At 63.0% G+C, this 15,668-nt stretch carries 11 protein-coding genes; 7 read left to right on the top strand and 4 right to left on the bottom strand.

Translation table 11 applies throughout. The annotated features are described in order from the left end of the window. Window positions 1-26: 26 nt before the first annotated feature. Entirely contained in the window at window positions 27-371 is a 345-nt protein-coding gene (locus HFK18_RS10960; protein ID WP_100553126.1) for a hypothetical protein, read from the bottom strand. After that, window positions 371-829 carry a phage tail protein gene (locus HFK18_RS10955; protein WP_180166306.1) on the bottom strand — a complete coding sequence of 153 codons (459 nt, stop codon included), beginning with the start codon at window positions 827-829 and terminating at the stop codon, window positions 371-373. The genes HFK18_RS10960 and HFK18_RS10955 overlap by 1 nt, the downstream gene beginning before the upstream one ends. A 367-nt stretch (window positions 830-1,196) precedes the next feature. On the opposite strand from HFK18_RS10955, the gene HFK18_RS10950 reads away from it, so the two are divergent. From HFK18_RS10950 to HFK18_RS10940, 3 genes are read left to right on the top strand one after another with little or no spacing between them, the layout of a single operon-like run. Then, window positions 1,197-1,868, top strand: coding sequence for a dienelactone hydrolase family protein (locus tag HFK18_RS10950; protein ID WP_180166305.1), 672 nt, complete (start codon window positions 1,197-1,199; stop codon window positions 1,866-1,868). Then, window positions 1,865-2,287 carry an HIT family protein gene (locus tag HFK18_RS10945; RefSeq protein WP_100553128.1) on the top strand — a complete coding sequence of 141 codons (423 nt, stop codon included), beginning with the start codon at window positions 1,865-1,867 and terminating at the stop codon, window positions 2,285-2,287. The genes HFK18_RS10950 and HFK18_RS10945 overlap by 4 nt, the downstream gene beginning before the upstream one ends. A gap of 15 nt (window positions 2,288-2,302) precedes the next feature. Then, window positions 2,303-2,470, top strand: a complete 168-nt coding sequence (locus HFK18_RS10940; RefSeq protein WP_180166304.1) for a DUF5668 domain-containing protein — start codon at window positions 2,303-2,305, stop codon at window positions 2,468-2,470. A gap of 65 nt (window positions 2,471-2,535) precedes the next feature. Here the strand turns inward: HFK18_RS10940 and dcd are convergent, their stop codons facing one another. Then, window positions 2,536-3,102, bottom strand: coding sequence for a dCTP deaminase (gene dcd, locus HFK18_RS10935; RefSeq protein WP_089236335.1), 567 nt, complete (start codon window positions 3,100-3,102; stop codon window positions 2,536-2,538). Between the two features lie 79 nt (window positions 3,103-3,181). Beyond that, the gene (gene apbC, locus HFK18_RS10930; protein WP_089236336.1) at window positions 3,182-4,036 is read right to left on the bottom strand and encodes an iron-sulfur cluster carrier protein ApbC; all 855 of its coding nucleotides are present in this window, start codon (window positions 4,034-4,036) and stop codon (window positions 3,182-3,184) included. A gap of 217 nt (window positions 4,037-4,253) precedes the next feature. Between apbC and HFK18_RS10925 the strand changes: the two genes are divergently transcribed. The 4 genes from HFK18_RS10925 (at window position 4,254) to HFK18_RS10910 (ending at window position 15,610) form a co-directional block, all read left to right on the top strand. Beyond that, entirely contained in the window at window positions 4,254-7,049 is a 2,796-nt protein-coding gene (locus HFK18_RS10925) for a TonB-dependent receptor (protein ID WP_180166303.1), read from the top strand. A 357-nt stretch (window positions 7,050-7,406) separates the two neighbouring features. After that, window positions 7,407-10,214 (top strand): TonB-dependent receptor, encoded by a 2,808-nt coding sequence (locus tag HFK18_RS10920; RefSeq protein ID WP_180166302.1) that lies wholly within the window; start codon window positions 7,407-7,409, stop codon window positions 10,212-10,214. Window positions 10,215-10,603: 389 nt separating this feature from the next. Further along, complete coding sequence (locus HFK18_RS10915) at window positions 10,604-13,408, top strand: TonB-dependent receptor (RefSeq protein ID WP_180166301.1); 2,805 nt, start codon at window positions 10,604-10,606, stop codon at window positions 13,406-13,408. 168 nt (window positions 13,409-13,576) lie between these two features. Beyond that, on the top strand, window positions 13,577-15,610 hold the full coding sequence (locus HFK18_RS10910; RefSeq protein ID WP_180166300.1) for a prolyl oligopeptidase family serine peptidase: 2,034 nt from the start codon (window positions 13,577-13,579) through the stop codon (window positions 15,608-15,610). The last annotated feature ends 58 nt before the right edge of the window (window positions 15,611-15,668 follow it).

The raw sequence follows: 15,668 nt of genomic DNA, 5'->3' as shown, positions 1-15,668 counted from the left end.
CTGAAGCCGGCGCTCAGGCCGGCGGATCAGTTTTTTTCCAGCTCTCCCACGGCCGCATCGCCGAGCGCATTGAGCGTCTGTGCGACACGGAACACGCGATCCAGCGCCGCGGCCGATTTCGCGCCCAGCTGGGCCACCTCATGGTCGGAGAACAGGCGCCCCCCCATTTCGTCGACCAGACACAGGCCGACGAAGCGCGCACGGAAGTCATCCACCTTGGGCGTATCACCACCGTAGGTCTCCTGCTCCCAGCGGTCACGGTCGCTGGCCGACATCATCGCCACACGCACATTGCCGCCCCATTCGGGCACGGCGATGTCCTCATGCCGGCGATCATGTGCATCCAGGATCTGCTGCTTGCCCAGCAACATCACGGATTGCCGCCAGCAGCAGCGGTGACAATGGCGAAATCACGCGGCAACAGATCGGCGGTGAAGGTCAGCACCTGGTTGGTACCCGGGGCGACGTTGAAGGCTGCGACCTTGGCCACGAAGGTGGCGGCATCGCCGGTGGGCAGCACCATCAGGAAGTGCAGGTCGGCATCCGGATCGGCGTCGCGCAGGATTTCCTGACCGGCCGAGCTGCCCACCGGCCAACGATGGCCGGACACCTGTACGGCCTGGCCGCCGGACAGGCCTGCGATGTTCTCCATCTGCTTCGAACGCAGGTTGGTTGCATCCAGGGTGTTGGCCTGACCACGGCCGAACGGGAAGGCGGTGAGACCGTCGATCTCGGTGTAGCCCGCCGGATTGTTCGGCGCGGTCGGCGCGGTGCCGGCCTTCACATACAGCGCGGAGTCCTGGGCGGAAATGGCTTGATTGATGGACATGGTGTTGATTCTCCTGGAAATGAAAAAGCCGCCTTGCGGCGGCTGGGTTTCGGGGTTGTCAGGCTCGGGTCGGCCTGGATGTCTTCGTCGCGGTTGGCCCGGCACAGCCGCCTGTTTCCACGCCGCCCTCGGGCAACGCGCGGACAACAAAAAAGCCCCCGGCTTGCGCCGGAGGCTTGTATGTCATCCTGGCTGAAAGCTTAGGCTTCGGGTGTGCACCGGTCAATGCGAAAACCGCCATCTGCACCGCCTTGGGAAACCACCGCCATTTCCCCGTAGCCGCCCGATGCGGCACAGCCGCTGACATCGCGCTAACCCTCACAACGTCGACAATGCCGTTCTGTTCCCTGCAACGAGGTACCCCCCGATGTCCGAATGGATCACCCTGGATACGCATTACGGTCCGGTCCGTGCCTGGCAGGTCCTGCCCGAAGGCCCTCCGCGTGGCAGCCTGGTGGTGGTGCAGGAAATCTTCGGCGCCAACCCGCACATCCGCAGCGTGGCCGAACGTTTCGCGGCCGAGGGCTACGCGGTGCTGGCACCGTCATTCTTCGACCTGGTGGACGGCCCCGAGGCCGATCCGGATGCCCTGCCCTATACCCCCGAAGGCGTGAAGGATGGCCTGGAACGGGTCACCGCCCTGGGCATGGAAAAGGCGCTGGAAGTGGTCCGCGCCGCAGCCACCCGGCTGGCGCCGCACGGCAAAGTGGGCACGGTCGGCTACTGCTGGGGCGGCAGCGTCGCGCTGCTGTCCGCGATGCGCCTGGGCCTGCCCTCGGTGAGCTACTACGGGGCGCGCAACGTGCAGTTCCTGGATGAAACGCCGAAGGCCCCGGTGATGTTCCACTTCGGCGCGCAGGACAAGAGCATCCCGCCGGCGGCGATCCAGGCCCACCGCGAGAAGCTGCCGCAGATGGCGACCTACGTCTATCCGGCCGATCATGCCTTCAACCGCGAGGTCGGACATGCGTATGATCCAGACAGCGCCGCCCTGGCGCTGCAACGCACCCTGGACTTCTTCTCGGAGCATCTTGGATGAGCGATTTCGAACTCGATTCACGCCTGGCCACCGATAGCGTGCTGGTGGCCGAAGGCCCGTTGTCGCAAGTGCGACTGATGAACGACGAACGATTCCCCTGGCTGGTCCTGGTGCCGCGCCTGGCCGGGGTGACCGAGTGGATCGAGCTGGACGGCGATCAGCAGGACAAGCTGCGCACCGAGCTCAACCGCGCCTGCAAGGCGCTGCACGGTTCCGACGGGGTTGAGAAGATCAACATCGGCGCGCTGGGCAACATCGTGCGCCAGCTGCATTTCCACGTGATCGGCCGCCACGACGGCGATCCGGCATGGCCGGGACCGGTCTGGGGCAGCGGCCCGGCGCACCGCTATGAACCGGCCGCACTGGACCAGCATGTCGCCTACTGGAAGGAACGGCTAGGATATCCGGCCCATTCCTGAGCCAGTGCCGACCCGATGCGATTCAATATCGTCGCCGCCATCCTGCTGATCCTGATAGGCATGTTCATGCTGGCCAGCAACCTGGGCTGGACCAACCTGAACCTGTCGCGCCTGCTGCTCACCTGGTGGCCGCTCGGCCTGGTGGCCGTAGGCATCGCGATCCTGTTCGGTCGCGGCAAATAAGCAAAGGCGGCGCATGCGCCGCCTTCGTGATCACGCAGAACGCCGGGCATCGCCCGGCGCCACCTTCAGGTGCGCGGCAGGGTCACGCCGGTCTGGCCCTGGTACTTGCCGCCGCGGTCCTTGTACGAGGTCTCGCACACTTCATCGGACTGGAAGAACAGCATCTGCGCCACGCCTTCGTTGGCGTAGATGCGTGCCGGCAGCGGCGTGGTGTTGCTGAATTCCAGGGTCACGTGGCCTTCCCACTCCGGCTCCAGCGGGGTCACGTTGACGATGATGCCGCAGCGCGCATAGGTGCTCTTGCCCAGGCACACCACCAGGGTGTCGCGCGGAATGCGGAAATACTCGACCGTGCGCGCCAGCGCGAAGCTGTTCGGCGGAATGATGCACTCATCGCCAACGATGTCGACGAAGCTGCCCGGATCGAAATGCTTGGGGTCCACGATCGTCGAGTTGATGTTGGTGAACACCTTGAACTCGCGCGAGCAGCGCACGTCATAGCCGTAGCTGGAAGTGCCGTAGCTGACGATGCGCTCGCCGTTGACCTGCTTGACCTGCCCGGCCTCGTACGGCTCGATCATGCCGTGCTGTTCGGACATCTGGCGGATCCAACGGTCACTCTTGATGCTCATGCTCTGTCCTGGGTGCAAGGGGGCGCGAGGATTCTAACAGGGGGCCGGGCGTCGCCGCCGCAGCCCCGCCAGCGGCCCCTTACAGCAGCGAGGACAGGATCGGGATCGAGGCGCGCGGGCGCTTGCCCACCTCCTCGACCAGACGCTGGGCAGCGCGATGGTAGGCCTGGGCCGCCGCCGAATCCGGCTGCGCGGCGGTGATCGGGGTGCCGGCATCGCCCTGCTCGCGGATGCCGATCTGCAGCGGCAGCGACCCCAGCAGCGGTACCCCGTACTGCGCCGCCATGCGCTCGCCACCACCCTCGCCGAACAGGTGCTCCACGTGCCCGCAGTTGCTGCAGGTATGCACGGCCATGTTCTCGACCACGCCCAGCACCGGCACCTCGACCTTCTCGAACATCTTCAGCGCCTTCTTCGCGTCCAGCGTGGCGATGTCCTGCGGGGTGGTGACGATCACCGCGCCGGCCAGCGGGATTTTCTGCACCAGCGTCAGCTGGATGTCGCCGGTGCCCGGCGGCAGGTCGATCAGCAGATAGTCCAGGTCGTCCCACAACGTGTCTTCGAACAGCTGGGTCAGCGCCGCCGTCGCGCGCGGTGCACGCATGATCAGCGGTGTCTCGTCCTCGACCAGATAACCGATCGACATGGTGTCCACGCCGAACGCACGCATCGGCTCGATGCTCTTGTTGTCCGGGCTTTCCGGGCGACCGGACAGGCCGAGCATCGCCGGCACGCTGGGGCCGTAGATATCCGCGTCAAGCACGCCGACGCGCGCGCCAAGCTGCTGCAGGGCAACGGCGAGGTTGACCGCCGTGGTCGACTTGCCCACCCCACCCTTTCCCGAGCCCACCGCGATCACGTTGCGGATGCGCGCATGCGGCGCCAGTCCCTTCTGCACCTGGCTGGCATGCGGACGACGGGAAGAACTGTTCACTGCGGACTCCGGGGTGAATCGATAAGAAGAACCCAACATCATACTAGCTGGACGTACGCTGACTGAAATTCAGGATTGCTACAGATTCGTGCACAGATTGTTAAGTTCATGTTACGTTCGCTGAGCACTGGTTTTGGGCTCCGCGGCTGGTTGTTGCAGCACGCACGATGGCGCATGCGCAGTGCCGTACTCGTATTTGCTCTTTGAACGGAACTACATGAAAGACCTTCGCAATTCCGCACGTCGCAACACCCTCGCTGTCGCCTTGATCTCCGCCCTGGTTGCCGCCTCGCCGGCAATGGCCCAGGACAAGGCCACCAACCTGGACAAGATCACCGTCACCGGTTCGCTGATCCCGCAGACCCAGGTTGAAACCCAGACCCCGGTGATGTCGATCTCCGCCGAGGACATCCAGACCCGCGGCTTCAGCAGCGTTGCTGAAGTGCTGCAGCAGTCCTCGCTGACCACCGGCGGCCTGCAGGGCGGCCAGACCTCGGGCGCCTTCACCCAGGGCGCCGAAGCAGCCGGCATGTTCGGCCTGAACCCGGGCTACACCAAGTACCTGATCAACGGCCGCCCGATGCTTTCGTATCCGGCGCTGTACAACGGTAGCGAAACCTTCAACAACATCAGCGGCATTCCGATCGACATCGTCGAGCGCATCGAAGTGCTGCCGGGCGGCCAGTCCTCGCTGTACGGCTCGGACGCGATCGCCGGCGTGGTCAACATCATCCTGAAGGAGCGCATGGACGGCGGCACCGTGACCGTCCGCGGCGGCACCTACACCGAGGGTGGTGGCAACAACATCCGCTTCAGCGCGGCCAAGGGCTTCAACGCCTTCGATGACCGCTTCCATGCCCTGGTCAACGTGCAGCTGGAGAACAGCAGCCCGATCTGGGGCTTCCAGCGCGACATCACCAAGCAGAACAACCCGGTCGGTTACACCGCGCAGCTGCCGTCCAACGACTTTGCCGTGATCGGCAACTCGGACAACAAGCTGTACATGATGGACCCGACCCGCTGCGGCAACGTGGCTGGCCTGTATGACGGCACCACCACTGTCGGCAAGCGCACCTCCGGCGAGTCCTGCGGCTCGGTGTACAGCGCCGGCTACAAGACCCTGAAGAACGGCAAGGACAGTGGTCAGTTCTACTCGTCGATGACCTTCGACGTGAACGACAACTTCCAGCTGTTCGCCGATGTGCTGTACAGCAAGGAAAAGACCGAGTTCACCTCCGGCTCCAGCGCGCTGTGGTGGGGCACCAAGTCGGTCATGGGCGGCTTCTACGACCAGGGCCTGGGCAAGGTCGTCAATCTGCAGCGCGCTTTCGCACCGGAAGAAATCGGCCCGGGCCACTACGACAACATCCTGAACTCGGATGAGAGCCGTTCCTACCAGGTCACCCTGGGCGGCAAGGGCATGGTCGGCGACTGGGACTACAGCGCCAGCTTCACCCGCGGTGAGTACCGTCTGGACCAGAACCGCTTCGTGCGCTGGAAGGACAAGATCGAGGACTTCTTCGGCCAGACCGTGCTGGGCCCGCGCCTGGGCACCACCGCTGATGGCTTCGGCATCTACAACCCGAACTACGCCGCGTTCTACTCGCCGATCACCCCGGACCAGTTCGCCAGCTTCACCGGCTACGGCACCCACCGCAGCAAGACCTGGCAGAACCTGGCCCGTGCACAGGTGACCAACGGCTCGCTGTTCCAGCTGCCGGGCGGCGACGCCGGCCTGGCGATCGTCCTCGAGGGCGGCAGTGAAGGTTGGGATTACTCCCCGGACCAGGCGTTCGTCGATGGCAACGTGTGGGGCACCACCGCCGTGGCCGGCGCCGGTCATCGCAGCAACTACGCGGTGACCAGCGAACTGCGTATGCCGGTACTGGAGACCCTGACCGTCAGCGCCTCAGGCCGCTATGACGCGTTCAAGATCGGCGACGGCACCGTCGACAAGGCCACCTACAGCATCGGTCTGGAATTCCGTCCGATCGAAAGCCTGCTGTTCCGCGGCAAGTACGGCACCGCCTTCCGCGCGCCGACCCTGTCCGATGCCTACCAGGGCATGAGCGGCTCCTACGCCTCAAGCCAGAACGACTACTACCGTTGCAGCCAGCTGGGCTACGCCCTGCGCGACGAAGCCTGCTCGTTCTACAAGACCACCTCGGTGTACAGCGAAAAGTCCGGCAACCCGGAACTGAAGCCGATCACTGCCGACGTGTGGAGCGCAGGCGTGGTGTGGGCTCCGATCAGCAACTTCTCGCTGTCGGCCGACTACTACAACTGGAAGATCAAGAACGAGGTCAAGACCCTCAGCACCGACCAGCTGCTGCTGGCCGAGTACCAGTGCCACAACGGTCTGCCGAACAACACCTCGGCCAGCTGCCAGAACGTGACCGACTGGGTGACCCGCGATGCCGGCGGCAACCTGACCCGCGTGTACACGCCCAAGCTCAACGTTGCCAGCCAGAACCTGGAAGCGGTGACGGTCAGCGCCAAGTACCTGCAGGACATGGGCCGCTTCGGTTCGCTGCAGTTCTCGGGCAACTACACCAACATGCTGAAGCGTGAAGTGACCCCGCTGCCGGGTGCACAGAAGCTGGATCTGCTGAGCGATCCGTACAACATGTGGTACTACGACAACTTCGCCAAGGTCCGTGGCGATCTGTCGGTAGGCTGGAACATCGGCAAGTTCACCACCACCGTGTATGCCAACTACGTCGGCAGCACCCCGAACTACCTGGCCTACACCGGCCGCAGCTATGACTACGTCCACTCCTCCGGCGCCAAGGCCGGCAAGTGGGGCTCGTACACCACGTACAACATGAGCCTGAACTACCAGGCGCAGGACGATCTGACCCTGTCGCTGATGGTCAACAACGTGTTCAACAAGCTGCCGGAAGGCCAGCGCTACAACTACCCGGGCAATGAATCGACCCCGTTCAATGGCGGCTTCTACAGCGTCTACGGCCGTCAGATCTCCGCCCAGGTGAAGTACGACTTCGGCAAGTAATCCCGTCGTTTTCCGGATCATATTCCGGACCAGGCCCCGCTTCGGCGGGGCCTTTTTTTTGGGCTGGACACGCCGCGCCAAATGCAGCGACGCCTCAATTGTTAATCAAGAAATATTTACACAACATTCATTCCGCCAAACTCGGCAAAGCATGGAAGATCTCGCAAAATGTTGTTTTTAAAGACCTTTTGATTAACCTCACATGCCGCCCCATTGGAGCGTTACAAAGCCGCGCAAATCAAGTTAAGCGTGTGTTACGTTCGGAAAACGCCGCCTTTCTGCGTCTGCAGGCTGCTGAACAATCCATGAGTTCCCAGGAAAGGGAAACGCGTCTCTCACGACCACACGGAGTACCGCATGTCTCGCAATGGCTTCCCGCGTCACCCGCTCACCCGCGCCGTCCTCAGCGGCCTGATCCTGGCCAGCAGCAGCGCGATCGCGCTCGCCCAGGAGAACACTCCCACCGATCTCGGACGCGTGACCGTCACCGGCTCACTGATCCCGCAGACGCAGATCGAGAACCACACGCCGGTCCTGACCGTCACCGCCGAGGACATCCAGACCCGCGGTTTCACCAGCGTGGCCGAGGTGCTGCAGCAGAACTCGCTGACCACCGGCGGCCTGCAGGGCGGCCAGACTTCCGCCTCGTTCACCCAGGGCGCTGAAGCCTCGGGCATGTTCGGCCTCAGCCCGAGCTACACCAAGTACCTGATCAACGGACGGCCGATGCTGTCCTACCCTGCCCTCTACAACGGCAGCGACACCTTCAACAACCTCAGCGGCATCCCGATCGACATCGTCGAGCGCATCGAGATCCTGCCAGGTGGCCAGTCGTCGCTGTACGGCTCGGACGCGATCGCCGGTGTGGTCAACATCATCCTCAAGGACCGCATGGACGGCGGCGTGCTGAACGTGCGCGGCGGCGGCTACACCGAGGGTGGCGGCAACGATTTCCGCGTCAGCGGCGCGCATGGTTTCAACGCCTTCGATGACCGCTTCCACGCGCTGGTCAACGTGCAGTACGAGAAGAGCAGCCCGATCTGGGGCTACCAGCGTGACCTGACCAAGCAGAACAACACCAAGGGCTATACGCCGCAGGTGCCGACCAACGACTTCCTGGTCTACCTGCCGGACCAGCAGAACGCTTACGTGATGATGGACCCGACCCGCTGCGCCAACGTGGCCGGTCAGTTCGGCGGCACCACCGTACTGGGCACGCGTGCCACCGGTGAATCCTGTGGCTCGCCCTTCAGTGCCGGCTACAAGACCCTGAAGAACGGCAAGGAAAGCAGCCAGATCTATTCGTCGATGTCCTTCGACGTCAACGACAACTTCCAGCTGTTCGCCGATGCGCTGTACAGCCTGGAAGAGGTCCAGTACAACGCCGGTTCGGGCTATGCCTTCTGGGGCAGTGATGTCGGCTTCGGTGCGTTCGTCGACCAGGCCAGTGGCGAATACATGAACCTGCAGCGCGCGTTCGCGCCAGAGGACATCAGCGCCGCCGGCTACCGCGACATCATGAGCACCGATCGCAACAAGGCCTACCAGGTCACCCTCGGCGGTCGCGGCAACGTCGGCAACTGGGACTACAGCGCCAGCTTCAGCCGCGGCGAGTACAAGCTGACCGAACGCAGTTTCGCGCGCTGGGCCAACGAGATCGACAGCTACTTCGAAGATCGCGTGCTGGGTCCGGTGCTGGGCGTCACCGACGACGGCTACAACATCTACAACCCGAACTGGGGCGCGTTCTATTCGCCGCTGCCGGCCGGTGATTTCCAGACCTTCACCGGTTTCACCTACAACAAGAGCCGCACCTGGCAGAACCTGGGCCGCGCGCAGATCACCAACGGTTCGCTGTTCAAGCTGCCCGGTGGCGATGCGGGCCTGGCCGTGGTCGCCGAAGCCGGCAGCGAAGGCTGGTCGTATACGCCGGACCAGCGCCTGCTCGATGGCAGCGTGTGGGGCACCACCTCGGTCGCCGGCGCCGGCCATCGCAGCAACTACGCGCTGACCAGCGAACTGCGCATGCCGCTGCTGGAGTCGCTGACCGTGACCGCCTCCGGCCGCTACGACGCGTTCAAGATCGCCGACAAGACCGTCGACAAATCGACCTACAGCATCGGCGTGGAATTCCGCCCGATCGAAAGCCTGCTGTTCCGCGGCAAGTACGGCACCGCCTTCCGCGCGCCCAGCCTGTCCGATGCCTTCCAGGGCCGCAGCGGCTACTACGCCAACGGCTCGGTCGACTACTACCGCTGTGGAGAGCTCGGCTTCAACCCGAGCGACACGGTGGGCTGTGCGTATGCCAACGAATCGGTGTTCGGCGAACAGTCCGGCAATGCCGAGCTGGAAGCGATCACCGCCGACGTCTGGAACGCCGGTATCGTGTGGGCCCCCATCAACAACCTGTCGGTGTCGGTGGACTACTACAACTGGAAGATCAAGAACGAGGTCAACACCCTCAGTTCCGACCAGTTGCTGCTGGCCGAGTACTACTGCCGCAACGGCCAGACCAACAACACCTCGGCCAGCTGCCAGAACGTGAGCGACTGGATCACCCGTGACGGCACCGGCAAGCTGGAGAAGATCTACACGCCGAAGATGAACATCGCCAGCCAGAACCTGCAGGCGGTGACGGCCAGCTTCAAGTACGTGCAGGACATCGGCCGCTTCGGTGCGCTGCAGTTCTCCAGCAACTACACCAACATGATCAAGCGCGAACTGCAGCCGCAGCCGGGCGACGACTACCTGGACCTGCTGCGCGACCCGTACGCGATGTGGAACTACGACCAGTACGCCAAGGTGCGTGCAGATGGTGCGGTGGGCTGGGCGAAGGACAAGTGGACCACCACGCTGTACTTCAACTACATCGGCAAGACACCCAACCGCATGGCCTATCTGGGCAAGGGCTATGACTACGTGCATCCGTCTGGTTACGAAGCCGGAAAGTGGGGCTCGTACACCACCTACAACCTCAGCGTGAACTACCAGGCGATGGACAACCTGACGCTGTCGATGATGGTCAACAACGTGTTCAACAAGATGCCCGACGGCCAGGCCCACAGCTACGCCGGCAACATCGGCGCGCCGTACAACAGCAGCATCTACAACCCCTACGGCCGTGCGGTCTACGTGCAGGCCAAGTACGAGTTCGGCAAGAAGTAAGCGCCGCTGTCGCAGCAACCCAAGGGCCCCGCTTCGGCGGGGCCTTTTTTCATGCCCGCCAATTGAGACTAATCAAAGCAATAAGTCCCATAAATTAAATAATCAGAAAGAATCTGAAAGCGACCCCAAGCCTTTGATCCTGAAGACAAATATTGCTGTCGAAGCATATTGTTCTGCATCGCAACATTTTGAAACATTCCCAGACAAACCCGTTTATCCATTGATTACAAAGGAATTTCCCGGGATCACGTGGCACATCCGTATGACCGCAGCATTTTGACAACGTGAACGTCGTGTTACGGTCCTGCTGAATGGATTGCAACTGAACAAATCATGAAGATGTCACGGAGGACATCAGCCAGACGACATCGCTCACACGGGGATCCATCATGTCTCGCCATCGCTCCACGCCATCGCGTCACCCCCTGACCCTCGCCCTGATCGGCACCCTGCTCGCCTCCGGCGCGGCCCACGCGCAGGACAACGCGCCGACCCAGCTCGACCGCGTCACCGTCACCGGGTCACTGATCCCGCAGACGCAGATCGAGAACCACACGCCGGTCCTGACCGTCACCGCCGAGGACATCCAGACCCGCGGTTTCACCAGTGTCGCCGACGTCCTGCAGCAGTCCTCGCTGTCGACCGGCGGCCTGCAGGGCGGACAGACCTCTGCTTCGTTCACCCAGGGTGCCGAGGCAGCCGGCATGTTCGGGCTCAGCCCCGGCTACACCAAGTACCTGATCAACGGCCGCCCGATGCTCTCGTATCCGGCGCTGTACAACGGCAGCGACAGTTTCAACAACATCAGCGGCATTCCGATCGACATCGTCGAGCGCATCGAGATCCTGCCCGGTGGCCAGTCGTCGCTGTACGGTTCGGATGCGATCGCCGGCGTGGTCAACATCATCCTCAAGGAGCGCATGGACGGCGGCGTGCTGAACATCCGCGGCGGCGCCTACAGCGAAGGGGGCGGCAACAGCTTCCGCTTCAGCGGCGCCCGCGGGTTCAATTCCAAGGACGGCCGCTTCAATGCGCTGGTCAACGTGCAGTACGAAAAGACCAGCCCGATCTGGGGCTACCAGCGCGACCTGACCAAGGTCAACAATCCCGACGGCTACAGCCCACAGTACGTCTCCAACGACTTCCTGGTACTGCTGCCGGCCAACAGCAACCGCTACGCGATGATGGACCCGAACCTGTGCGCCAACGTGGCGGGCCAGTTCGACGGCACCACCGTGCTCGGCACCCGGCCGACCGGCCAGGCCTGTGGTTCGGTGTATGGCACCGGCTACAAGACCATCAAGAACGGCAAGGAAAGCGGGCAGATCTACAGCTCGATGACCTTCGATGTGAACGACAACTTCCAGCTGTTCGGCGACGCGCTCTACAGCCTGGAAGAAGTGAAGTACGCCACCGGCTCGAACTACACTTGGTGGGGCACCTCCTCCGGCTGGGGCCGCTTCTATGATCAGGACAGCGGCCAGTACATGAACCTGCAGCGCGTGTTCGCGCCGGAGGACATCGGCGGCGGCGGCTACCGCGACATCATGAACACCGATCGCAACAAGGCCTACCAGGTCACGCTCGGCGGTCGCGGCACGGTCGGCAACTGGGACTACAGCGCAAGCTTCACCCGCGGCGAGTACAAGCTGACCGAGCGCAACTTCGTGCGCTGGAACGATCAGATCAACGATTACTTCGAGCAGCGTGTGCTGGGGCCCGTGCTGGGTACCACCAGTACCGGCTACGACATCTACAGCCCGGACTGGGAAGCGTTCTACTCGCCGCTGCCGAGCGGTGATTTCCAGAGCTTCACCGGCTACACCTACAGCCAGAGCCGGACCTGGCAGAACCTGTTGCGTGCGCAGGTCACCAACGGTTCGTTGTTCAAGCTGCCCGGCGGCGATGCCGGCTTCGCAGTGGTGGTCGAAGGTGGCAGCGAAGGCTGGGACTATACGCCGGATGCACGCCTGGTCGATGGCAGCGTCTGGGGCACCACCGCGGTGTCCGGCGCAGGCCATCGCAGCAACTATGCAGTGACCACTGAACTGCGCATGCCGTTGCTGGAATCGCTGACGGTAACCGGCTCCGGTCGCTACGACGCCTTCAAGATCGGCAGCAGCACCGTCGACAAGGCAACCTACAGCGTCGGACTGGAATTCCGTCCGGTCGACAGCCTGCTGTTCCGTGGCAAGTACGGCACCGCATTCCGTGCGCCTACCTTGTCCGACGCTTTCCAGGGTGTCAGCGGCTATTACGCCAACGGCTCCACCGACTACTACCGTTGCGGCCAGCTTGGCTACGACCCGGCCAACACGACGGGCTGCCCGTATGACAGCGTGTCGGTGTTTGGAACGCAGTCCGGCAACCCCGACCTGGAACCGATCACCGCAGATGTATGGAATGCCGGCATCGTGTGGGCTCCGATCAACAACCTGTCGGTGTCGGTGGACTACTACAACTGGAAGATCAAGAACGAAGTCAACACCCTCAGCTCCGATCAGCTGCTGCTGGCCGAGTACTACTGCCGCAACGGCCAGACCAACAACACCTCGGCCAGCTGCCAGAACGTGAGCGACTGGATCACCCGTGATGGCTCTGGCGTACTCGATGAGATCTATACGCCGAAGATGAACGTGGCCAGCCAGAACCTGCAGGCGCTGACGGCCAGCTTCAAGTACGTGCAGGACATCGGCCGCTTTGGTTCGCTGCAGTTCTCCGGCAACTACACCGACATGCTCAAGCGCGAACTGCAGCCGCAGCCGGGCGATGAGTACCTGGACCTGCTGCGCGACCCGTATGCGATGTGGGTGTACGACTCGTACGCCAAGGTGCGCGCCGACGGTTCGATCGGCTGGGCCAAGGACAAGTGGACCACCACCCTGTATGCCAACTACATCGGCAAGACGCCGAACTACATGGCCTACCTGGGCAACGGCTACGACTACGTCCATACCTCCGGCTACAAGGCCGGCAAGTGGGGCTCGTACACCACCTACAACCTCAGCGTGAATTATCGGGCGATGGACAACCTGACACTGTCACTGATGGTCAACAACGTGTTCAACAAGCTGCCCGACAACCAGCGGTACAGCTTCGCCGGCACCAGCGGCCAGCCGTACAACAACTACCTGTACAACGCCTACGGCCGTGCCATCTACGTGCAGGCCAAGTACGAGTTCGGCAACCACTGATCCGTCGATACGTTCGCGTACAGCAGAAGACCCCGCCCCGGCGGGGTCTTCTGCGTTGAGGCCCGCCCAGCCTGTCCGGCGGGGGGATTTCACGCCAAGTTGACGGGCGAAGGCTGTTCGTTCATCTTCAGGTCATCTTCCAGTCACGCTGCCAAGGATGCCCTGTACATGAAAGACGCCCGCCTCGCCGCCCGCCTGGGCATCGCTGCCACCCTGCTCGGCCTGGCCGTGGGCCAGGTGCTGGCCACCCCTCTGCCTGTCGACGACTTCGCCAAGATCCCGGCCATCCAATCCGTGACCATGAGCCCTGATGGCAAGCAGCTGGTTGCGATCATCGCTGCCCCGGGCAGCGACAACGGTGACACCGCACTGGCCAACTGGAACCTGGACAATCTGGGCGCCGGCCCGGTGGCCATCACGCCTTCCGGCGATCGCATGAAGTTCATCGCCGCCAGCGCCCTGAAGGCCGGCCGCAGCCTTGTCATCGGTCGCCAGGAACTGACCGCGCAGCTGGCCGGTTGCGGAGAAGGCAACTCGGTGGGAACCACCAAGACCTTTCTGTCGAAGGCTTACCTGACCGACACTACCCAGACCAAGTTCGACGAGGCCTTTGCCGACAATTCGCGCAAGCTCGGCATCAGCGAACAGACACAACGCTGCCTGGAGCTGGCAGGTACCGCGTCGCTGGTGCATTCGCTGCCGCTGGACCCTGACAAAGTCATCATTTCGCAGATCAACCAGTCAACGTTCTCTGCAAGCTACTACCTGTTCAACCTCAAGAGCGGCCAGACCGAACTTCTCTTCCGTGGTGATGCGCGCTCGACTCCGGGGCTGTTCCACCCCCGCAGCGGCGAGCTCCTGACCAGGACCCAGATCGAACCGGCCGGGTCGAACGAGTACGAACAGCAGATCCTGATCAAGGACAAGACAAGCGGCAAGTTCGAGAAGCACGATGCGCTGACGACCAAGCTCAGTGAGCGCTACACGATGGACGTGGCCGGCATCGACGACCAGACCGGCAAGCTCTACATCCTCACCGACAGATATTCCGAGCAGGTGCAGGCCCGCCTGTACGACCCGGCAACCCGGAGCTTCGACAAGGAGCCGTTGGCCGCACACCCGCAGTACCCGATCAGCGGCCTCATCCTGGGCAGCAAACCCAGCAACTTCAACCAGGTTCTGGGCTTCTATGTAGATGGGCCGCGACGCGAGGCGATCTATGTCGACCCGCAGATGAAGGCCCTGTATGACGGCCTGAAGCAGGCCTATCCGGGAAAGTACGTCGCCATCACCGGTTACAACGACGACCTCTCCCGCGTGCTCTTTACCACCAACGGCGCCAACACTCCCACCACCTATCACGTACTCAGCGACCGCAAGCAGGTGACGACCCTGGGCAGTGAACGCCCGTGGATCGATGGCAAGCAGATCGGTGAGCAACGCTGGGTGACCTACACCGCTCGCGACGGACGAAAGATTCCTGCCATCCTGGATCTGCCTGCTGGCTGGAAAGAAGGTGGAGAACCACTGCCCGCGCTCGTGCACCCGCACGGCGGCCCGTGGGCGCGTGACTATGCCGGTTGGGATGTCTCCGGCTGGGTGCCGTACTTCACTTCGCGTGGCTACGCCGTCATCCGCCCCCAGTATCGCGGTTCCACCGGCTTCGGTCGCGACCACTGGATCGCAGGTGACAAGCAGTGGGGCCTGACCATGCAGGACGACAATGACGATGCGGCGGCGTGGCTGGTGCAGCAAGGGATCGCCGCAAAAGACCGCCTGGCGATCTTCGGATACTCCTACGGCGGCTTCGCTGCAGCTGCAGCCACTGTCCGCAGCCCCTCTCCTTTCCAGTGCGCCATTGCCGGCGCACCTGTCACCGATCTCGGCAGAGTCGGCATGTCCTGGAGCGAGAACCGCCTGCAGCGCATCCTGCAGGGGCAGACCGTCAAAGGCATGGACCCGATACAGAACACGGCCAAGGCGAACATTCCGGTACTGCTGTACGTCGGAGATCGTGACGTACGCACTCCGGCGTTCCATGCCCGATCCTTCTACAACGCCGTCCAGGGCAAGGTTCCGGCGAAGTTCGAACTGATTGCCGACATGCCGCACAGCATGCCGTGGTACCCGAGCCACTACCGGGCCACGTTGCCGCTGATGGCCGACTTCCTGGCCAAGGACTGCGGCCCCGGCGGCCTGTAAGCCACCCGGGTGGAAACCGCCACCCCGCTGGTCAGGCCAGTGGGGTTTTTTCACGCCC

Source organism: Stenotrophomonas sp. SbOxS2 (genome assembly GCF_013416715.1).
Lineage (GTDB): Bacteria > Pseudomonadota > Gammaproteobacteria > Xanthomonadales > Xanthomonadaceae > Stenotrophomonas > Stenotrophomonas lactitubi.
This window is presented reverse-complemented; position numbering and strand designations above follow the sequence as displayed.